Raw genomic sequence first — 20,968 nt, 5'->3', positions numbered from 1 at the left:
CGCCGAGCCCCGACCGTTGTGCCGACCGCACCGCGATGATGCCCCGACGCACGCGCACCCGCGCCCAAAACCGGGCCGCCCGAATCACGGCCGAGCGCAAGCACAATCGCGAGGCACGGCAACCGAAACGTCGAGAGCGCGAGGCCGCCTACTTCGGTCCCGCGCCACCTGCCGACGGCGGCGAGGATCCGCCCCCGTTCTAAGAACGTTGCGCTGGCCGCCACGCGAGGCCGGCGCCGACATCTCCCTGTACTGCCGGCTGGCCGGGGTCCACCATCGACCTGAACGGGTGCAGTGGCTGACACCTAATCGGGGGAACCACCGCCCTTCTAGCTGCCCTGATGTGCCATGATGTCCAAGCTGTCAAGACTCAGGGAGCAGCAGTGGATCTCAATTTTTCGATGGTCACACGACCGGTCGAGCGGCTGATCGCCACCGCGCAGAACGGGCTGGAGGTCTTGCGGCTGGGGGGCTTGGAAACCGGTAGCGTGCCGTCGCCGTCCCAGACCGTCGAGAGCGTGCCGATGTACAAGCTGCGGCGGTATTTCCCGCCGGACAGCCGGCGCGGCCCGTCGCCCGTCGGGCCGCCGGTGCTGATGGTGCACCCGATGATGATGTCGGCGGACATGTGGGACGTCACCCGCGACGAGGGCGCGGTGGGGATCCTGCACGCCCACGGGCTTGACCCCTGGGTCATCGACTTCGGCGAACCCGACAAGGTCGAGGGCGGCATGCGTCGCACCCTGGCCGACCACATCGTCGCGCTCAGCCAGGCCATCGACACGGTCCGGGAAACAGCCGGCAGCGACATTCATCTGGTCGGCTATTCGCAGGGTGGCATGTGGTGCTACCAGGTCGCCGCCTACCGGCGCTCGAAGAGTCTGGCCAGCATCGTCACTTTCGGTTCGCCGGTGGACACCCTGGCCGCCCTGCCGATGGGCATCCCGGCAAACTTCGCCGCGCCGGCCGCGAACTTCATGGCCGACCACGTCTTCAGCCGGCTGGCCATCCCGAGCTGGATGGCGCGCACCGGCTTTCAGATGCTCGACCCACTCAAGACCGCCAAGGCGCGCGTCGACTTCCTGCGCCAGCTGCACGACCGCGAGGCGCTCCTCCCGCGCGAACAGCAGCGCCGGTTCCTCGAACGCGAGGGCTGGATCGCGTGGTCGGGCCCGGCGATCTCCGAACTACTCAAGCAGTTCATCGCCCACAACCGGATGATGACCGGCGGGTTCGCCGTCAACGGGCAGATGGTCACCCTCACCGACATCACGTGCCCGGTTCTGGCGTTCGTCGGCGAGGTCGACGACATCGGGCAGCCGGCCTCGGTGCGCGGCATCCGGCGCGCGGCACCGGACGCCGAAGTCTACGAATCCACCATTCGCACAGGGCATTTCGGTTTGGTCGTCGGATCCAAGGCGGCGCAACAGAGCTGGCCGACCGTCGCCGAATGGGTGAAGTGGCTGTCCACCGGGGGCGACAAACCGGACAGCATCGACCTGATGGCCGATCAGCCCGGCGAGCACACCGACAGCGGGGTCGCGTTGAGCTCCCGGCTGGCGCACGGCCTCGGGGAAGCCTCCGAGGCGGCGGTGGGGCTGGTGCGCGGCGCGGCCAACACGGTCGTCGCCGCCAACAAGTCCGTGCGCACCCTTGCTGTCGAAACGGCCCGCACGCTGCCACGCCTGGTCCGCCTGGGCCAGATCAACGACCACACCCGGATCTCGCTGGGCCGCATCATCGAAGAGCAGGCCCACGACGCGCCGCAGGGCGAATTCCTGTTGTTCGACGGCCGGGTGCACACCTACGACGCGGTGAACCGGCGCGTCAACAACGTCGTGCGCGGCCTGATCGACGTCGGGGTGCGGCAGGGCGACCGGATCGGCGTGCTGATGGAGACCCGGCCCAGCGCTCTCGTGGCCATCGCCGCGCTGTCCCGGCTCGGTGCCATCGCGGTGGTGATGCGGCCCGACGCCGATCTGGCCGCCTCGGTGCGGCTCGGCGGGGTGACCGAGCTGCTCACCGACCCCACCAACCTCGAGGCCGTGTTGCGGTCCGACCGCCAGGGGCTGCGGCAGGTGCTGGTGCTCGGCGGCGGGGAGTCGCGCGATCTGCACCTGCCCGAGGACTCCGACGTCATCGACATGGAACAGATCGACCCGGACGCCGTCGAACTGCCCGGCTGGTACCGCCCTAACCCGGGACTGGCCAGGGACCTGGCGTTCATCGCATTCAGCGCGGCCGGCGGCGAGCTGGTGGCCAGGCAGATCACCAACTACCGCTGGGCGGTCTCGGCCTTCGGTACCGCATCGACGGCCGCACTGGACCGCCGCGACACCGTCTACTGCCTGACGCCGCTGCACCACGAGTCGGCGCTGCTGGTCAGCCTGGGCGGCGCCGTCGTCGGCGGCACCCGCATCGCGCTGTCGCGCGGCCTGGACCCGACCCGATTCGTTCAGGAGGTGCGCCAGTACGGCGTCACCGTGGTGTCCTACACCTGGGCCATGCTCCGCGAGATCGTCGATGATCCCGCGTTCGTGCTGCAGGGCAATCACCCGGTGCGGCTGTTCATCGGTTCCGGTATGCCGACCGGACTGTGGGGGCGCGTCGTCGACGCGTTCACGCCCGCCCACGTCGTCGAGTTCTTCGCCACCACCGACGGGCAGGCCGTATTGGCCAACGTGTCGGGCGCCAAGGTCGGCAGCAAGGGCCGCCCGCTGCCGGGTGCCGGGCACATCGAGCTGGGCGCCTACGACGCCGAGCACGACCTGATCCTGGAGAACGAGCGTGGCTTCGTGCAGATCGCCGAACCCAAACAGGTGGGGGTCCTGCTCGCCGCCTCCAACGGCCCGATCGATCCGAACGCCTCGGTCAAACGCGGCGTCTTCGCCGCCGGTGACACCTGGATATCGACCGAATACCTGTTCTACCGCGACGATGACGGCGACTACTGGTTGGCGGGCCGGCGCGGCTCGGTGGTCCACACCGAGCGCGGCCTCGTCTATCCCGAGCCGGTCACCGAGACGCTGGGATGCATCACCGGTGTCGACCTCGCGGTGACCTACAACGTGCCGGTGGGTGACCACGAGATAGCGGTGTCGGCGGTGACGCTGTTGCCGGGAGCCTCCATCACCCCGGCCGACCTGACCGAGGCGTTCGCCAAGATTCCGATCGGCCTGGGGCCCGACATCGTGTGCATCGCGCCGGAGATGAATCTGAGCGCGACGTACCGCCCCACCGTCAGTGCCCTGCGTGCGGCCGGCATCCCGAAGCCGGGACGCCATGTCTGGTATTTCGATGTGGCGGCCGACCAATACCGCCGGCTGACTGCCGGGGTCCGTTCCGAGCTGGCTGGAGCGCAGTCATGATCGACGATGCACTGCTGAGCATCCTGGTGTGCCCGGACGACCGGGGCCCGCTGGTGCTGGTGGGATCCGAACTGCTCTACAACCCGCGGCTGCGGCGCGCCTACCGCATCGAGGATGGCATCCCGGTGCTGCTGATCGACGAGGCCCGCGACGTCGACGACGACGAGCACGCCCGGCTCATGGCACAAGGCCGTCCGGCAGATCCCCGGTGAGGTAGCGCTGCAGATTCGGCGCGATGGTCTGCGCGATCTGCTCGGGCGGCAGCGACGCGAACGGCTCCAGTCGCAGGATGTAGCGCGCCATCACCACGCCCACCAGCTGTGACGCGACGAACTGGACCCGGGTGGTGCCGCTGCCCGGCGGATTGTCCACGCGCGGGCCGATTTCCGCCGTGATCACGTCCTCGATGAACGTGCGGAACAGGTTGATCTCCTCGCCGGCCAGGACGGACCGCAGCGTGGCGATGAACGCCGCACCGATCTCGGAATCCCACAGCGGCAACAACATTGATGGGATCCGATAGCCGAGCTCGTCGACCGGCATCTCGCGCAACCGGCCGACGATGTCCATCGGATCGATCGGGATGTGCACGGCCGCGGCGAACAGCTTCTCCTTGGTGCCGAAGTAGTGGTGCACCAACGCCGAATCTACCCCGGCCGCCGCGGCCACCGCGCGGATCGAAGTGTTACGAATCCCGTTGCGCGCAAACAGCTCCCGGGCGCTGTCCAGGATGCGGTCGCGGGTGCCGGAGTTGCCGGCCGGGCGCCCCCGCCGCCGGCGCCCGGCGCTGGTGGCCGTCATGCTAGGACCCTCCATGACGACCCGCTGCGCCCGGCTGCGCCGCGCTTGCGATCGCCACTAGGGCGTCCGCCGTCGCAGCGTGGCCGCGGCCAGGCACAGCGCCGCCAGGGCGAAGCCCAGCACCACGACGATGTCGCGCACCGCGATGAACGTCAGTTCCGGGTGCGCACCAACCTGCTGCAACGCCTCCAGCGCGTAGCTGGCCGGCAGCACATTGCTGATCCATTGCAGCCAGTGTGGCATCAGCGCCCGCGGCACGATGATGCCGGCCAGCAGCAGCTGCGGCACCATCACCAGCGGAATGAACTGCACGGCCTGAAATTCGGTGCGGGCGAACGCACTACACAGCAGGCCCAAACCGACGCCAAGCACGGCATTGACGATCGCGATGACGAACACCCACATCGGGCTGCCGGCGGTGTTGAACCCCAGTAGCCAGAACGACACGATGCACGCCAGAGTGGCCTGCGCCGCAGCGGCGATGGAGAAGGCGGTGCCGTAGGCGATCAGCAGATCCAGGCGGCGCAGCGGCGTGGTCAGGATGCGCTCCAGCGTCCCGGAGGCCCGCTCGCGCTGCATGGTGATCGCCGTGATGATGAACATCACGAACAGCGGGAACAGGCCCAGCAGGATCAGGCAGGCGTTGTTGAACGGGGTCGGCCCGCCGGGGCGGTGCGGGGCGTTCTGGAACATGAAGTACATCAGGCTGATCACCAGGACCGGCACGAGCAGGATCATCGCGACACTGCGGTGATCGCCGACCAATTGGCGCAGGATCCGCGTCGTGGTCGCGGTGTAGCCGCGCAGGCTCAGCCCGCTTCGCGCATGGCGCTGCGCTTGATGATGGACAGAAACGCGTCCTCCAGTGACGTGCATCCGGTGTCCTCTCTCAGTTGGGACGGGGTGGTGTGGGCGACCAACCGGCCGTCGCGCATCAGCAGCAGGTCGCCGCAATGGTCGGCTTCGTCCATCACGTGGCTGGAGACCAGCAGCGTGGTCCCGGCACGGGCCAGCTCGGCAAACTGCTCCCAGAGATCCGCGCGCAGCACCGGGTCCAGCCCCACGGTGGGCTCGTCGAGCACCAGCAGGTCGGGCTGGCAGACCAGCGCGCACGCCAGCGACACCCGGGTGCGCTGACCGCCGGAGAGGTTGCCGCACAAGGCGGTCCGATGATCGGTCAGCCCGACACGGTCGATGGCGGCGTCGGCGGCCTGGCCGTCGAATCCGTAGAGCGCCGCGAAATAGCGGACGTTGTCCACGATCCGCAGGTCGTCGTAGATCGTCGGGTCCTGCGGCAGGTAGCCGATCCGATGGCGCAATTCGGCGCTGCCGGCCGGTTCGCCGAGCACGGTGACGGTGCCCTTCGAGATGATCTGGGTGCCGACGATGCAGCGGATCAGTGTGGTCTTGCCGCAGCCGGACGGCCCGAGCAGGCCGGTGATGCTGCCCGTGGCGATCCGCACGGAGAAGTCATGCAGAGCTGGGCGTTTGCCGCGGACGACGCGCAGGTGATCGATGTGCACCGCCGGTTCCCCGGGGCCGGTAATTAATTCATCATTGGATGAACTCATCATGCGATGAATAATCGTCCCGTCGCGCGGGGTTGTCAAGGTCGACATTGCGCGAGAGGCAGTCACCCATGTGGTGACTTGCGACACCGCTCGCGCAGTGCGGAATCGCCGCGTGGTCGGGAGACGCCGCGGGCGGGCGGCGCCGGATGCCTAATTCCGACGGCTAATTGAAGCGTTCGCCGGTGGCCGGGCGGCGCTGCGGCAGATGTCCGTGCACGCCTTCGGCGTAGGCGGTTTCGGCGTGCTGCGTGAGATCGACGCCCGTGGTCTCGTCTTCGGCGCTGACCCGGAAACCCATCAGCCGGTCGATGACCTTGCCCAGCACGAACGTCATGGTGAATGCGTAGAGCGCGACGGCCGCGATCGCCAGCGCCTGCTTGCCCAGCTGGCCGACGCCGCCTCCGTAGAACAGGCCCCGCGGGCCGGCCGTCATCACCGCCGTCGCGAACAGGCCGATCAGCGACACACCGACCACGCCGCCGACGAAGTGCACGCCCACCACATCGAGCGAATCGTCATAGTTGAAGCGCAGTTTCGCGCCCACGGCGAAGGCGCACACGACGCCCGCCGCCAGCCCGACGACCGTCGCGCCGAGCGTGTTGACCGTCCCGCAGGACGGGGTGATGGCGACCAGGCCGGCGACCACACCCGATGCCGCACCGAACGTGGTGGGCCGGCCGTCGCGGATCTGCTCGACCGACAGCCAACCGAGCATGCCCAGGCAGCCGGCGACCAGGGTGTTGAGGAAGATGGCCGCGGCAGTTCCGTTGGCGGCCAAGGCGGAACCGGCGTTGAACCCGAACCAGCCGAACCACAGCAGCCCGACACCGACGAACAGCAACGGCAGGTTGTGTGGCCGCATCGCGTCTTTCTTGAACCCGATTCGCGGCCCGAGCACCAGCGCCAGCGCCAGGGCGGAAGACCCGGAGACGATCTCGACGACGAGCCCGCCCGCGTAGTCGAGGACGCCCAGCTTGGCCAGCCAGCCACCCGGCCCCCAGACCCAGTGCGCGACAATCGAATACACGGCGACCGCCCACACCGGAACGAAGACCATCCAGGCTGCGAACTTGGCGCGGTCGGCGATCGCGCCGCTGACCAGGGCGGCCGTGACGATCGCGAACGTCAACTGGAACGTGGCATACAGCAGTTCGGGGACGGTGCCGTGGACGGTGTCGGGGGTGATTCCGAGCATCCCGAAATGCCTGAGGTTGCCGACGAGCCCGCTGCCCCCATCCTCGGAGAACGCGATGGTGTAGCCGACCAGCAGCCACGCCACCGTCACCAGCGGTATGGAGATGAAGCTCATCATGATCATGTTGAGCACACCGGTGGTACGGACCATGCCGCCGTAGAAGATCGCCAGGCCGGGGGTCATCAGCAGAACCAGTGCGGTGCTGGCCAGCAGCCACGCGGTGGCGGCGGGATCGATCGCATGCATGAGGTGGGCTCCTTCTCGCGGCCCTGAGGTCACGGGACACCGGGATACTGCCACGTCGGGCCTGCCGGTAGGTTCGTTGGGTTCAGAAAAGAGGATTCAGGATCTGATGTGGTCGAGGCTCGAGGACGATTTCGCGAAGGCGCGGCTGCGGCCCAGCTGTTAGTCGACCCGGTCGAGGCCGCGCGCCGGTTGCTGGGCGCCACCCTCACCGCGCGCGGTGTGAGCGGGATCGTCGTCGAGGTCGAGGCCTATGGGGGAGTCCCCGACGGTCCCTGGCCCGACGCCGCCGCGCACTCGTACAAGGGCCTGCGTGCCCGCAATTTCGTGATGTTCGGGCCTCCGGGGCGGCTCTACACCTACCGCAGCCACGGCATTCACGTCTGCGCCAACGTTTCGTGCGGACCCGACGGCACCGCCGCCGCGGTCCTGCTGCGCGCCGCCGCCATCGAGGACGGCACCGACGTCGCGCGTGCCCGCCGCGGCGAGCTGGTGCACACCGCCGCGCTGGCGCGCGGCCCGGGCAACCTGTGCTCGGCCATGGGAATCACCATGGACGACAACGGCATTGACCTGTTCGCCCGCGACAGCCCGGTGACGCTGGAACTGCACGAACCGCTGACCGCGACGGCCGGCCCCCGGGTCGGCGTCAGCCAGGCCGCCGACCGGCCGTGGCGGTTGTGGCTGCCCGGCCGCCCGGAGGTCTCGGCGTACCGGCGCAGCCCCCGCGCGGCCGCGCCGGGCGCCAGCGACTAGCCGGACCGATCTCGGGTGGAAGGATCTTGGATCATGGGCGACATGATCATCGACGAGCTGGGCTGGCGCGGACTGATCGCGCAGTCCACCGACCTCGATGCGCTGAGCGCCGAGGCGCAGCGCGGGCCGATGACGGTGTACGCCGGCTTCGACCCCACCGCGCCCAGCCTGCACGCCGGACACCTGGTGCCGCTGCTGGCGCTGCGCCGGTTCCAGCGCGCCGGCCATCGCCCGATTGTGCTCGCCGGCGGGGCCACCGGCATGATCGGCGACCCGCGCGAGGTCGGCGAGCGCACCCTCAACGAGGCGGACACGGTCGCCGAGTGGACCGAGCGGATCGGCGGGCAGCTGCGGCGCTTCGTCGACTTCGACGAATCACCCACCGGCGCCGTCGTCGTCAACAACCTGGACTGGACCAGCCCGCTGTCGGCGATCGAGTTCCTGCGCGACCTCGGCAAGCACTTCTCGGTCAACGTGATGCTGGACCGTGACACCGTCCGGCGGCGCCTCGAGGGCGACGGCATCTCCTACACCGAGTTCAGCTACATGCTGTTGCAGGCCAACGACTACGTCGAGTTGCACCGGCGCTACGGCTGCACGCTGCAGATCGGCGGCTCCGATCAGTGGGGCAACATCGTCGCCGGCGTCCGGCTGGTGCGCCAGCAGCTCGGCGCGTCGGTGCACGCGCTGACGGTGCCGCTGGTGACCGCCGCCGACGGCACCAAGTTCGGCAAGTCCACCGGCGGCGGCAGCCTGTGGCTGGACCCCGAACTGACCACGCCCTACGCCTGGTATCAGTACTTCTTCAACACCGCCGACGCCGACGTGATCCGCTACCTGCGCTGGTTCACCTTCCTGACCGCCGACGAGCTCGGCGAGCTGGAGCAGGCGACGGCCGAGCGGCCCCAGCAGCGCGCCGCCCAGCGGCGATTGGCGCGCGAACTGACCGTGCTGGTGCACGGCGAGGCGGCCACCGAGGCCGTCGAGCACGCCAGCCGGGCGCTGTTCGGGCAGGGCGAACTGGACCGCCTGGACGAGGCCACGCTGGCGGCGGCGCTGCGCGAGACGTCGATCGCCGAGCTCAAACCCGGTGGCCCCGACGGGATCGTCGACCTGCTGGTCGCCAGCGGCCTGTCAGAGAGCAAGAAGGCCGCGCGGCGCACCATCGGCGAGGGCGGCGTCTCGGTCAACAACGTCCGCATCGAGAGCGAGGACTGGGCGCCGCAACCGTCCGATTTCGTGCACGGCAAATGGCTGGTGCTGCGCCGCGGCAAACGCACCGTCGCCGGGGTCGAAAAGGTCTAACCCGGCTAGCCCTTTCAGGGCAGGAACCACGTGCGCAAAACGCGTGCGTGTACAGATCTTTACCTCACCGTGTCGTTGACGTGATCCTCGGCGACCACTGTTGTCACGGTGATTTTTGCGACGCGTGTGCGGTTGACCGTCCTGCCGATTCTGGGGGTGATCACCGGCCTGGTGTCGCTGGCCGCGGTCCTGTCGGCGCCGATCCGCGCCGACATGCTGGGCAACGCCTTCCTGTCCGCGCTGACGAACGCCGGGATCAGCTACACCCAACCGGCCACCACCACGGCGATGGGACAGTCGGTGTGCCCGATGCTGTTCGAGCCCGGCGGGTCGTTCGACGATGTGACCTCCAAGATGGCCGAGGGCAACGGATTGTCGTACGAGATGGCGGGCAAATTCACCATCGTCGCGATCGCGACCTACTGCCCGGCGGTGATCGCACCGCTGCTGAGTAACCGGCTGCAAAGCTAGGCGCGGGGCTGCCCGTATTCTCGGCAGCGTGGTCGACGACAGGCAAGGGCAGCGCGACGAGCGGCGGGGGCGGCCGGCATCCAATCGCTGGTCGGGTCCGGGCCGTGCGCGCCCGGCCCAGCCGCAGGGCGCCGCACGCCGGGATGCCCAGGCCGATCGCGCGCCGCACGACGGCCCGCCGATCCCGCCCGGCGTGGAAGCCAAGCAGCTGGCACCCGACATCCGCCGCGACCTGAGCACCCTGGACCGCGCCACCGCCGACGCGGTGGCGCGCCACCTGGTGGCCGCGGGCGAACTGCTCGACGAGGACCCCGAGGCCGCCCTGCGGCACGCGCGGGCGGCACGCGCCCGGTCCAGCCGCATCGCCGTCATCCGGGAAGCGGTCGGCATCGCCGCCTACCACTGCGGCGACTGGTCGCAGGCTCTCGCAGAGTTACGCGCGGCCCGCAGGATGGGCAGCAAGTCCTCGCTGCTGGCCCTGATCGCCGATTGCGAACGCGGACTTGGCCGCCCGGAGCGGGCGATCGAACTCGCGCGAGGGCCGGAGGCCGCCGACCTCAGCGGGGACGACGCCGACGAACTGCGCATCGTCGCGGCCGGCGCGCGCGCGGATCTCGGCCAGCTGGAACAGGCGCTCACCGTGTTGTCCACGCCGCAGCTGGATCCGACCCGCACGGGCACGACGGCGGCGCGGTTGTGCTACGCCTACGCCGACACCCTGCTGGCGCTCGGCCGCGGGGACGAGGCGCTGCAGTGGTTCCTGCACTCCGCGGCCGCGGACGTCGACGGCGTCACCGATGCCGAAGACCGCGTCAGTGAACTCGGCCGATGACGGGGCCGAATCACACCAAAACCCTTGCACAGCAATATGACTGCCTGCTGATCGATCTGGACGGCACCATGTTTCGCGGCCATCGGCCCACCGAGGGCGCGGTGCAGGCGCTGGCCGAGGTGCGCAGCCGCGCGTACTTCGTCACCAACAACGCGTCGCGCAGCGCCGACGAGGTGGCCGCGCACCTGACCGACCTGGGTTTCACCGCCGTCGCCGCCGACGTCGCCACCAGCGCGCAAAGCGCGGCGCGGCTGCTGGCCGACCAGTTGCCGCCCGGCTCGCCGGTGCTGATCGTGGGCACCGAGGCCCTGGCCAACGAGGTCACGGCCGTCGGACTGCGCGCGGTGCGCAGCTACGACGACGACCCGGCCGCCATCGTGCAGGGTCTGTCCCAGACCATCGGGTGGCCGGAACTGGCCGAGGCGGCCCTGGCCATCCGGGCCGGCGCGCTGTGGGTGGCGTCCAACGTCGACCTGACCCTGCCCACCGAGCGCGGGCTGTTACCCGGCAACGGATCGTTCGTGGCCGCGCTCCGGGCGGCCACCGGCGGCGAGCCTCAGGTCGCGGGCAAGCCGGCGCCCGGGCTGCTGCGGGATGCCGCGGCGCGCGGCGACTTTCACGCCCCCCTGGTGATCGGGGACCGGCTCGACACCGACATCGAGGGCGCCAACGCCGCCGAGCTGCCCAGCCTGATGGTGCTCACCGGGGTCAATTCCGCGCGGGACGCGGTGTACGCCAGGCCCGGCCAGCGCCCCACCTATATCGGCCACGACCTGCGCTCGCTGCACACCGGCGGCGAGTCGCTCGCGATCGGGCCGCAGCCGGGCTGGCGGGTCGAGGTCGCGGACGCGACGATCACCGTCAGCGGTGACGGGTCGGACGACGGCGACGGCCTGTCGATCGTCCGCGCGGTCGCCGGCGCGGTGTACGGCGCGGCCGGCTCCGGCTCCGGCGAGGTGCGCATCGAGGCCGCCGACGACCGGGCGCGCGCCGCGCTACAACGCTGGTCTTTGGTGCGCACCGACTGACGGGTGACTAGCGTAGTAACGCGATGACTATCGATCCCGATGAGATTCGCGCTGAAATCGACGCCCTGCTGGCCCGGCTGCCCCAGCCCGGGGACGGGGAAGACCCCGAGAAGGTGCCGTCGCTCGATGAGCTCGAAGAGATAGCACGCCGCCTGTCCGAGGCGCACGACGTGCTGCTGGCTGCGCTGGAGTCGGCGGAGAAGGGCTGAGTGCGCGGATGTCTCGACGCGCCCGCGTTGACGCCGAGTTGGTCCGGCGCGGCCTGGCCCGGTCCCGTCAGCAGGCCGCGGAGTTGATCGGTGCGGGGAAGGTGAGCATCGACGGGATGCCGGCGCGCAAGCCGGGCACCGCAGTCGCCGTCACCGCGGCCCTGACCGTCGCCGAGGACGGCGAGCGCGGCTGGGTCTCGCGCGGAGCGCACAAGCTCATCGGGGCGCTGGACGCCTTCGAGATTTCGGTCGCGGGCCGCCGCTGCCTGGACGCCGGCGCGTCGACCGGTGGCTTCACCGAAGTCCTGCTGGATCGCGGCGCGACCGAGGTGGTCGCCGTCGACGTGGGATACGGCCAGCTGGCGTGGTCGCTGCGCAGCGACGCGCGGGTGGTCGTCGTCGAGCGGACCAACGTTCGCGACCTGACGCCGGACGCGATCGGCGGACGCGCCGACCTGGTGGTCGCTGACCTGTCGTTCATTTCGCTATCCACGGTGTTGCCGGCGCTGGCTGGATGTGCCGCACCCGACGCGGATATCGTTCCCATGGTGAAGCCGCAGTTTGAGGTGGGCAAGGGCCTGGTCGGTGCCGGGGGTGTGGTGCACGACCCGGGCCTGCGCGCTGACGCCGTGCTGGCGGTCGCCGGTCGTGCGGGCGAGCTGGGCTGGCACACCCTGGGTGTGACCGCCAGCCCGCTGCCGGGTCCGTCGGGCAATGTCGAGTACTTCCTGCGGCTGCGCGCCCGGACCGATCGGCCGCTGGCCGGCGACGAGCTGGTGAGCGCGGTGCGGTGTGCGGTGGAAAGCGGGCCACAGTGAACGAACACGCTCCACGCACCGTGTTGATGGTGGTCCACACCGGCCGTGACGAGGCCACCGAGACCGCGCGGCGCGTGCAGAAAGTGCTGGGCGACAACGGGATCGCGCTTCGTGTGCTGTCCGCCGAGGCCGTCGACAAGGGGCCGCTGCACCTGGCCCCCGACGACATGCGCGCCCTGGGCGTCGAGATCGAGGTGGTCGACGCCGACCCGCAGGCCGCCGAGGGCTGCGAACTGGTGCTGGCGCTGGGCGGCGACGGCACGTTCCTGCGGGCCGCCGAACTGGCCCGCAACGCCAACATCCCGGTGCTGGGCATCAACCTGGGCCGCATCGGGTTTCTGGCCGAGGCCGAGGCCGAAGCCATCGACCGTGTGCTGGATCATGTTGTCGCACAAGACTATCGGGTGGAGAAGCGGTTGACGCTCGACGTGATCGTGCGCCACGGCGGCGGCGTCTCCGTGCACGGGTGGGCGCTCAACGAAGTCAGCCTGGAAAAGGGCCCCCGGCTGGGCGTGCTCGGGGTGGTCCTCGAGATCGACGGGCGCCCGGTGTCGGCGTTCGGCTGCGACGGGGTGCTGGTGTCCACCCCCACCGGGTCCACCGCCTACGCGTTCTCCGCCGGCGGCCCGGTGCTGTGGCCGGACCTCGAGGCAATCCTGGTGGTACCCAACAACGCTCACGCGCTGTTCGGCCGGCCCATGGTCACCAGCCCGGACGCCACCATCGCGATCGAGATCGAGGCCGACGGGCACGACGCCCTGGTGTTCTGCGACGGCCGGCGCGAAATGTTGATCCCGGCGGGCAGCCGGCTGGAGGTAAAACGTTGCGACACACCGGTGAAATGGGCCCGGCTGGACAGCGCCCCGTTCACCGACCGACTGGTCCGCAAGTTCCGGTTGCCGGTGACCGGGTGGCGCGGGAACTGACGGCTCAACCCTGGTGCTGACTGAATGCTGACCGAAATCCGCATCGAGTCACTCGGTGCCATCAGCGCCGCGGTCGGGGAGTTCGGCCGCGGCCTGACGGTGCTGACCGGCGAGACCGGTACCGGCAAGACCATGGTGGTGACCGGGTTGCATCTGCTCGGCGGTGCCCGCGCGGACGCCACCCGGGTGCGGTCCGGCGCGGATCGGGCGATCGTCGAAGGCCGGTTCACCACAATCGATCTCGACGAGGCCGTGATCGTGAAGCTGGACGACATGCTGGACGCGTCGGGCGCCGAACGCGACGAGGACGGCAGCGTGATCGCGCTGCGTTCGGTCAGCCGTGACGGGCCGTCGCGCGCCTACCTCGGCGGCCGCAGCGTGCCGGCCAAGTCGCTGGGCGACTTCACCGCCGGGCTGCTGACCCTGCACGGGCAGAACGACCAGCTGCGGCTCATGCGGCCCGAGGAGCAGTGCGGCGCGCTGGACCGGTTCGCGAAGGCCGGGCCCGCGCTGGAGCGCTACTGCAAACTGCGCGACGCCTGGCTGTCGGCGCGGCGCGACCTCCTCGACCGCCGCAACCGGATGCGCGAGCTGGCGCTGGAGGCCGACCGGCTGAACTTCGCGCTCAACGAGATCGACGCCGTGGACCCGCAACCCGGCGAGGACGACGTCCTGGTCGCCGAGATCCTGCGGCTCTCCGAACTGGACACCCTGCGCGAGGCCGCGGCGGGGGCCCGCGCGGCGCTGTCGTCGGATGAGGCGGACGGCTCCGGATTCAGCGCGACCGACAGCCTGGGAAAGGCAAGGGCCGCACTGGAATCGACGGATGACGCGAAGCTGGTGGCGTTGGCCGGCCAGCTCGACGAGGTGCTGACCGTGGTCGTCGACGCAGCCGGAGAGCTGGGCGGCTTCTTAGAGGAGCTGCCGGTCGATGCCAGCGCGCTGGAAGCCAAACTGGCCCGGCAGGCCGAACTGCGCACGCTGACCCGTAAGTACGCGGCGGACATCGACGGCGTGCTCGCCTGGGCCCGGGAGTCGCGGGAACGGCTGGCCCAACTCGACGTCTCCGAGGAAGGCCTGGCGTCGCTGGCGGCGCGGGTCGACGAGCTGGCGCGTGAATTGGCGCAGGCGGCGGTCGATCTCAGCAACATCCGGCGCAAGGCCGCCAAGCGGCTCGCCAAGGAGGTCACCGCCGAGCTGTCCGGGCTGGCGATGGCCGACGCGCAGTTCAGCATCGACGTCTCTATCGATACCGCGTCGGCCGCCGACGATGCGGCCGCCCTTACCCTGCCGTCGGGGGAGCTGGCCCGCGCCGGGGCCGACGGCATCGACCAGGTGGAGTTCGGCTTCGCCGCGCACCGGGGGATGGACCAGCTGCCGTTGGCCAAGAGCGCCTCCGGTGGCGAACTTTCCCGGGTGATGCTGGCGCTGGAAGTGGTGCTGGCCGCTTCCGCGGCGGGCACCACCATGGTGTTCGACGAGGTCGACGCCGGGGTGGGCGGCCGGGCGGCGGTGCAGATCGGCCGGCGGCTGGCGCGGTTGGCGCGCACCCACCAGGTCATCGTCGTGACGCACCTGCCCCAGGTCGCGGCGTACGCGGACGTGCACCTGGTGGTGCACGGCGCGGGGCCGAAGGGGACCAGCGTGGTGCGGCGGGTCGCCGACGACGAGCGGGTGGCCGAGCTGGCGCGGATGCTGGCCGGGTTGGGTGAATCCGACAGCGGCCGCGCCCACGCCCGTGAGTTGCTGGATGCGGCGCAAAAGGATGAGATCTAACCGCAGGGAACAAGTAATACAGATGTGACTAATGGGACTCTAGATAACTTATGAGGCTAATGTTACGGCGCGCCTCCCGTCCTCGCCGCAGCTTCGCGGACAGAATCGCCCCCATGAAGATGTCAGGCCTGCTCTCCCGTAATCCCGCCCGGCCGGGCCTCGTCGGCACCGCCCGCGTTGACCGGAACATCGACCGCCTGCTGCGCCGGGTCTGCCCCGGCGACATCGTGGTGCTCGACGTCCTGGATCTGGACCGCATCACGGCGGATGCGCTGGTGGAGGCCGACATCGCCGCGGTGGTCAACGCGTCTCCGTCGGTGTCGGGCCGCTACCCGAACATGGGCCCGGAGGTGCTGGTCAACAACGGGGTGACCCTGATCGACGAGGCCGGACCCGACATCTTCAAGAAGGTCAAGGACGGCTCCAAGATCCGCCTGCACGAGGGCGGGGTGTACGCCGGTGACCGCAGGCTGGTTCGCGGCACCGAGCGCACCGACCACGACATCGCCGACCTGATGCGCGAGGCCAAGAGCGGGCTCTCCGCGCACCTGGAGGCCTTCGCTGGCAACACGATCGAGTTCATCAAGAGCGAGAGCCCGCTGTTGATCGACGGCATCGGCATCCCCGACGTCGACGTCGACCTGCGCCGCCGGCACGTGGTGATCGTCGCCGACGAGCCCTGCGCCGCCGAGGATCTGCGCTCGCTCAAGCCGTTCATCAAGGAGTATCAGCCGGCGCTGATCGGCGTCGGCACCGGCGCGGACGTCCTGCGCAAGGCGGGCTACCGCCCCCAGGTCATCGTCGGCGACCCCGACCAGATCAGCACCGAGGCGCTCAAGTGCGGCGCCCAGGTGGTGCTGCCGGCCGATGCCGACGGGCACGCGCCCGGGCTGGAGCGGATCCAGGATCTCGGCGTCGGGGCGATGACGTTCCCGGCCGCGGGCTCGGCCATCGACCTGGCCCTGCTGCTGGCCGATCACCACGGTGCCGCGCTGCTGGTGACGGCCGGCCACACCGCCAACATCGAGACGTTCTTCGACCGCACCCGCGCGCACAGCAACCCGTCGACATTCCTGACCCGGCTGCGGGTCGGGGAGAAGGTGGTGGACGCCAAGGCCGTGGCGACCCTGTACCGCAACCACATCTCGGCCGGCGCCATCGCGCTGCTGGCGATGACCATGCTGATCGCCGTCATCGTCGCGCTGTGGGTATCGCGCACCGACGCCGCGGTGCTGCATTGGGTCACCGACTACTGGAACCACTTCTGCCTGACGGTGCAGAAGTGGGTCACCTAGATGATCTCGTTGCGTCAACATGCCCTGTCGCTGGCGGCCGTCTTCCTGGCGCTGGCCGTGGGAGTCGTGCTGGGCTCGGGCTTCTTGTCGGACACCCTGTTGTCCAGCCTGCGCGACGAGAAGCGGGACCTGAACACCCAGATCAGCGGGCTCAACGACCAGAAGAATGTGCTGAACGAAAAGCTCAGCGCGGCAAACAATTTCGACACCCAACTGGCCGGCCGGATGGTGCACGACGCGCTCGGCGGCAAGACGGTGGTGGTGTTCCGCACCCCGGACGCCAAGGACGACGACGTGGCCGCGGTGTCGAAGTTCATCGGTCAGGCCGGCGGGACGGTGACCGGCACGGTGTCGCTGACGCAGGAGTTCGTCGAGGCCAACTCGGCGGAAAAGCTGCAGACGGTGGTGAACTCCTCGGTGCTGCCCGCGGGTCAGCAGCTGAGCACCAAGCTCATCGACCAGGGATCGCAGGCGGGTGACCTGATGGGCATCGCCCTGCTGGCCAACGCCAACCCGGCGGTGCCCGCGGTGGACGACATCCAGCGCAACACCGTGCTGGCGGCGCTGCGCGACACGGGCTTCATCACCTATCAGCCGACCGATCACATGGGCGCGGCCAACGCCGCGCTCGTCGTCACGGGCGGCTCGCTGCCCCAGGACGCCGGGAACAAGGGCGTCAGCGTGGCGCGGTTCTCGGCCGCGCTGGCTCCGCACGGCTCGGGCACGCTGCTCGCCGGGCGTGACGGTTCGGCGACGGGAGGCGCCGCCGTGGCGGTGACGCGTGCCGACGCCGGGATGAACTCCGCGATCAGCACGGTCGACGACGTCGACGCCGCGCCGGGCCGCATCACCGCGGTCCTGGGCCTGCACGACCTGCTCAACGGCGGGCACGCCGGGCAGTACGGCACCGGTCACGGGGCGTCGTCAATCACGGTGCCCCAGTAGCGGGCGTGTTAGCCGCGGCACAGCGCGGTGGATGTTAGGGTGGGTTTCCGTGGGTCGGCAGGCCCATCTAGTTATTCGCTAGAACAATTTTCACGCCCTGCCCGTCTTCACGGAGGTCGCCTGTGCGAAAGCACCCGCAATCCGCCACTAAGCACCTCTTCGTCAGCGGGGGAGTCGCTTCCTCGTTGGGCAAGGGGCTGACGGCCAGCAGCCTTGGTCAGCTGCTGACGGCCCGCGGGTTGTACGTGACGATGCAAAAGCTCGATCCGTACCTCAACGTCGATCCGGGCACGATGAACCCGTTCCAGCACGGCGAGGTCTTCGTCACCGAGGACGGCGCCGAAACCGACCTCGACGTCGGCCATTACGAACGGTTCCTGGACCGCAACCTGTCCGGCTCCGCGAATGTCACTACGGGGCAGGTCTATTCGACGGTAATCGCCAAGGAGCGGCGTGGCGAATACCTCGGCGACACCGTCCAGGTTATTCCACACATCACCGACGAGATCAAAGCGCGCATCATGTCGATGGCCCAGCCCGACGCCCAGGGCAACCGGCCCGACGTGGTCATCACCGAGATCGGCGGAACCGTCGGCGACATCGAGTCGCAGCCGTTCCTGGAAGCCGCGCGGCAGGTTCGCCATGACGTCGGCCGGGAGAACGTCTTCTTCCTGCACGTCTCGTTGGTGCCCTACCTGGCCCCGTCGGGCGAGCTCAAGACCAAGCCCACCCAGCACTCGGTGGCCGCGCTGCGCAGCATCGGTATCACGCCGGACGCGCTGATCCTGCGTTGCGACCGTCCCGTCCCGGAGGCGTTGAAGAACAAGATCGCGCTGATGTGTGACGTCGACATCGACGGCGTCATCTCCACGCCGGATGCGCCGTCGATCTATGACATTCCGAAGGTGCTGCACCGCGAGGAACTCGACGCCTACGTGGTGCGCCGGCTGAGCCTGCCGTTCCGGGACGTCGACTGGACCGAGTGGGACGACCTGCTGCGCAGGGTGCACGAGCCGCACGAGACGGTGCGAATCGCCTTGGTGGGCAAGTATGTTGACCTGTCCGACGCCTACCTCTCGGTGACCGAGGCGCTGCGCGCAGGCGGGTTCAAGCACCACGCCAAGGTGGAGCTGGTGTGGGTGCCCTCCGACGACTGCGAGACGGCTGCCGATGCCGCGTCGGCGCTGGGCGACGTGCATGGCGTGCTGATCCCCGGCGGCTTCGGCATCCGCGGCATCGAGGGCAAGATCGGCGCCATCCACTACGCCCGCACCCGGGGGGTGCCGGTGTTCGGCCTGTGTCTCGGCCTGCAATGCATCGTGATCGAGGCCGCCCGCTCCGCCGGTCTGGCCGAGGCCAACTCGGCCGAATTCGACCCCGACACGCCCGATCCCGTCATCTCCACAATGGCCGACCAGGTCGACATCGTCGCCGGCGAAGCCGACCTGGGCGGCACCATGCGGCTGGGCGCCTACCCCGCGGTGCTGGAACCGGAATCGATTGTGGCCCAAGCCTATGGCGCCACGGAGGTGTCCGAGCGCCACCGGCACCGCTACGAGGTCAACAACTCCTATCGCGACAAGATCGCGGAGAGCGGGCTGAGGTTCTCCGGGACGTCTCCGGACGGGCATCTGGTGGAGTTCGTCGAGTACCCACCCGACGTGCATCCGTTCATCGTCGGCACCCAGGCTCACCCCGAGCTGAAGAGCCGGCCCACCCGGCCGCACCCGCTGTTCGTCGCATTCGTCGGCGCGGCCATCGACTACAAGGCGGGCGAGCGGCTGCCGGTGGAAATCCCGGAGCAGTCCTCGAACGGCATCCAGCACCGGGACAGCGCTGCGCGGCCTATACCTGAGCCCGCGACCCGTGGCTGAGCACATCTTCGAGACGGTGTCATCCGAAACGCTGTACACCGGAAAGATTTTCGCGCTGCGCAGCGACCGGGTGCGGATGCCGGGTGGCAAGGTCGTGACCCGGGAGATCGTCGAACATTTCGGCGCGGTCGCCGTGGTCGCGATGGACGACGACGGCAACATTCCGATGGTCTACCAATACCGGCACGCGTTCGGCCGGCGGCTGTGGGAGTTGCCCGCCGGACTGCTCGATGTCCATGGCGAGGCAGCCCATCTCACCGCGGCTCGCGAACTGATGGAAGAGGCGGGGCTCAAGGCGGAGACCTGGACGGTGCTCGTCGACCTCGACTCCACCCCGGGCTTCAGCGACGAGTCGGTGCGCGTCTATCTGGCCACCGGTCTGATTCGGGTCGACCGGCCCGAGGCGCACGACGAAGAAGCCGACATGACATTGGAGTGGTATCCGCTGGCCGACGCCACCCGCAAGGTGCTCGGCGGTGAAGTTGTCAATGCCATTGCCGTGGCGGGGATTTTGGCCGCCCACGCCGTGACGACAGGGTTCGTGCAGCCGCGTCCGGTGGACAGCCCGTGGCAGGACAAGCCGACGGCGTTCGCCGCGCGAAAGGTCGCGCAATGACGACGGTGGCGCTGGACACGCAGTTGCAGGGCTACCTTGACCATCTCACGATCGAGCGCGGCGTCGCCGCCAACACCCTGAGCTCGTACGGCCGCGACCTGCGCCGCTACACAAAACACTTGTCGGACCGCGGAATTCACGACCTGGCCAAGGTGGGCGAGAACGACGTGAGCGAGTTTTTGGTGGCGTTGCGCCGGGGAGATCCCGACACCGGGGTGGCCGCGCTGTCCGCGGTGTCGGCCGCGCGGGCGCTGATCGCGGTGCGCGGCCTGCATCGGTTCGCCGCGGCCGAAGGGCTGGCCGAACTCGACGTGGCGCGCGCGGTCCGCCCGCCGACGCCGGGCCGCCGGCTGCCCAAAAGCCTGACCATCGACCAGGTGCTGGCGCTGCTGGAGGGCGCCGGCGGCGAGAGCCCGGCCGACGGCCCGCTGACGCTGCGCAACCGGGCGCTGCTGGAACTCCTGTACTCCACCGGCGCGCGGATCTCCGAAGCCGTCGGCCTGGACGTCGACGACGTCGACACGCACGCCCGGTCGGTGTTGTTGCGCGGCAAGGGTGGCAAGCAGCGGCTGGTGCCGATCGGGCGTCCGGCCGTGGCCGCGTTGGATTCCTATCTGGTGCGGGGCCGTTCGGAGCTGGCCCGCCGCGGGCGCGGGACGCCGGGCATCTTCCTCAATGTGCGCGGCGGGCGGCTGTCGCGGCAGAGCGCGTGGCAGGTCCTGCAGGACGCCGCCGAGCGCGCCGGGATCACGTCGGGGGTGTCACCGCACATGCTGCGGCATTCCTTCGCCACCCACCTGCTGGAGGGCGGCGCCGACGTGCGGGTCGTGCAGGAGTTGCTCGGGCACGCCTCGGTGACGACGACGCAGATCTACACCATGGTCACCGTGCACGCGCTGCGCGAAGTGTGGGCCGAGGCCCACCCGCGGGCGCAATAGC

General features: G+C 69.6%; 20 protein-coding genes and 1 pseudogene. 17 read left to right on the top strand and 4 right to left on the bottom strand.

What is annotated here, in order from left to right:
* The 3 genes and pseudogenes from A5760_RS27465 to A5760_RS24085 form a co-directional block, all read left to right on the top strand.
* Positions 1–203 (top strand): annotated as a pseudogene (locus A5760_RS27465) (hypothetical protein); the annotation flags it as partial.
* A 138-nt stretch (positions 204–341) separates the two neighbouring features.
* The gene (locus tag A5760_RS24090) at positions 342–3,368 is read left to right on the top strand and encodes an acyl-CoA synthetase (RefSeq protein ID WP_155764453.1); all 3,027 of its coding nucleotides are present in this window, start codon (positions 342–344) and stop codon (positions 3,366–3,368) included.
* Positions 3,365–3,580: a Trm112 family protein gene (locus tag A5760_RS24085; RefSeq protein WP_064885509.1), complete on the top strand. Its 216-nt coding sequence runs from the start codon at positions 3,365–3,367 to the stop codon at positions 3,578–3,580. The genes A5760_RS24090 and A5760_RS24085 overlap by 4 nt, the downstream gene beginning before the upstream one ends.
* Here A5760_RS24085 and A5760_RS24080 read toward each other — a convergent pair.
* The 4 genes from A5760_RS24080 to A5760_RS24065 form a co-directional block, all read right to left on the bottom strand.
* Positions 3,546–4,169 (bottom strand): TetR family transcriptional regulator, encoded by a 624-nt coding sequence (locus tag A5760_RS24080; RefSeq protein WP_064885507.1) that lies wholly within the window; start codon positions 4,167–4,169, stop codon positions 3,546–3,548. The genes A5760_RS24085 and A5760_RS24080 overlap by 35 nt on opposite strands.
* 57 nt (positions 4,170–4,226) lie before the next feature.
* The gene (locus A5760_RS24075; RefSeq protein WP_196772194.1) at positions 4,227–5,045 is read right to left on the bottom strand and encodes an ABC transporter permease; all 819 of its coding nucleotides are present in this window, start codon (positions 5,043–5,045) and stop codon (positions 4,227–4,229) included.
* Entirely contained in the window at positions 4,979–5,743 is a 765-nt protein-coding gene (locus A5760_RS24070; RefSeq protein ID WP_064885503.1) for an ABC transporter ATP-binding protein, read from the bottom strand. The genes A5760_RS24075 and A5760_RS24070 overlap by 67 nt, the downstream gene beginning before the upstream one ends.
* Positions 5,744–5,903: 160 nt before the next feature.
* On the bottom strand, positions 5,904–7,181 hold the full coding sequence (locus A5760_RS24065) for an ammonium transporter (protein WP_064885501.1): 1,278 nt from the start codon (positions 7,179–7,181) through the stop codon (positions 5,904–5,906).
* 108 nt (positions 7,182–7,289) lie between these two features.
* On the opposite strand from A5760_RS24065, the gene A5760_RS24060 reads away from it, so the two are divergent.
* From A5760_RS24060 to xerD, 14 genes are all read left to right on the top strand, one after another.
* Positions 7,290–7,934, top strand: a complete 645-nt coding sequence (locus A5760_RS24060) for a DNA-3-methyladenine glycosylase (protein WP_064885498.1) — start codon at positions 7,290–7,292, stop codon at positions 7,932–7,934.
* A gap of 33 nt (positions 7,935–7,967) precedes the next feature.
* Positions 7,968–9,239: a tyrosine--tRNA ligase gene (gene tyrS / locus A5760_RS24055; RefSeq protein ID WP_155764452.1), complete on the top strand. Its 1,272-nt coding sequence runs from the start codon at positions 7,968–7,970 to the stop codon at positions 9,237–9,239.
* A gap of 108 nt (positions 9,240–9,347) precedes the next feature.
* Positions 9,348–9,710: a DUF732 domain-containing protein gene (locus A5760_RS24050; RefSeq protein ID WP_196772193.1), complete on the top strand. Its 363-nt coding sequence runs from the start codon at positions 9,348–9,350 to the stop codon at positions 9,708–9,710.
* 28 nt (positions 9,711–9,738) lie between these two features.
* Complete coding sequence (locus A5760_RS24045) at positions 9,739–10,542, top strand: tetratricopeptide repeat protein (protein WP_155764451.1); 804 nt, start codon at positions 9,739–9,741, stop codon at positions 10,540–10,542.
* Positions 10,539–11,570: an HAD-IIA family hydrolase gene (locus A5760_RS24040; protein WP_064885496.1), complete on the top strand. Its 1,032-nt coding sequence runs from the start codon at positions 10,539–10,541 to the stop codon at positions 11,568–11,570. The genes A5760_RS24045 and A5760_RS24040 overlap by 4 nt, the downstream gene beginning before the upstream one ends.
* A gap of 23 nt (positions 11,571–11,593) precedes the next feature.
* Positions 11,594–11,779: a hypothetical protein gene (locus A5760_RS24035; RefSeq protein WP_064885493.1), complete on the top strand. Its 186-nt coding sequence runs from the start codon at positions 11,594–11,596 to the stop codon at positions 11,777–11,779.
* An 8-nt stretch (positions 11,780–11,787) separates the two neighbouring features.
* Positions 11,788–12,597 (top strand): TlyA family RNA methyltransferase, encoded by an 810-nt coding sequence (locus A5760_RS24030; protein WP_064885490.1) that lies wholly within the window; start codon positions 11,788–11,790, stop codon positions 12,595–12,597.
* Entirely contained in the window at positions 12,594–13,523 is a 930-nt protein-coding gene (locus A5760_RS24025) for an NAD kinase (RefSeq protein WP_269199206.1), read from the top strand. The genes A5760_RS24030 and A5760_RS24025 overlap by 4 nt, the downstream gene beginning before the upstream one ends.
* 24 nt (positions 13,524–13,547) lie before the next feature.
* Positions 13,548–15,299: a DNA repair protein RecN gene (gene recN, locus A5760_RS24020; protein ID WP_064885488.1), complete on the top strand. Its 1,752-nt coding sequence runs from the start codon at positions 13,548–13,550 to the stop codon at positions 15,297–15,299.
* Between the two features lie 113 nt (positions 15,300–15,412).
* A complete protein-coding gene (gene steA / locus A5760_RS24015; RefSeq protein ID WP_064885486.1) occupies positions 15,413–16,594 on the top strand; it encodes a putative cytokinetic ring protein SteA in 1,182 nt (393 codons plus the stop codon).
* Positions 16,595–17,539 carry a copper transporter gene (locus tag A5760_RS24010; protein WP_064885484.1) on the top strand — a complete coding sequence of 315 codons (945 nt, stop codon included), beginning with the start codon at positions 16,595–16,597 and terminating at the stop codon, positions 17,537–17,539.
* A 122-nt stretch (positions 17,540–17,661) separates the two neighbouring features.
* A complete protein-coding gene (locus A5760_RS24005; protein WP_064885483.1) occupies positions 17,662–19,413 on the top strand; it encodes a CTP synthase in 1,752 nt (583 codons plus the stop codon).
* Entirely contained in the window at positions 19,406–20,029 is a 624-nt protein-coding gene (locus tag A5760_RS24000) for an NUDIX domain-containing protein (RefSeq protein ID WP_064885481.1), read from the top strand. The genes A5760_RS24005 and A5760_RS24000 overlap by 8 nt, the downstream gene beginning before the upstream one ends.
* A complete protein-coding gene (gene xerD, locus A5760_RS23995) occupies positions 20,026–20,967 on the top strand; it encodes a site-specific tyrosine recombinase XerD (protein WP_064885479.1) in 942 nt (313 codons plus the stop codon). The genes A5760_RS24000 and xerD overlap by 4 nt, the downstream gene beginning before the upstream one ends.
* Position 20,968: the final 1 nt, after the last annotated feature.

This window comes from Mycobacterium colombiense (assembly GCF_001665835.1).
Lineage (GTDB): Bacteria > Actinomycetota > Actinomycetes > Mycobacteriales > Mycobacteriaceae > Mycobacterium > Mycobacterium colombiense_A.
This window is presented reverse-complemented; position numbering and strand designations above follow the sequence as displayed.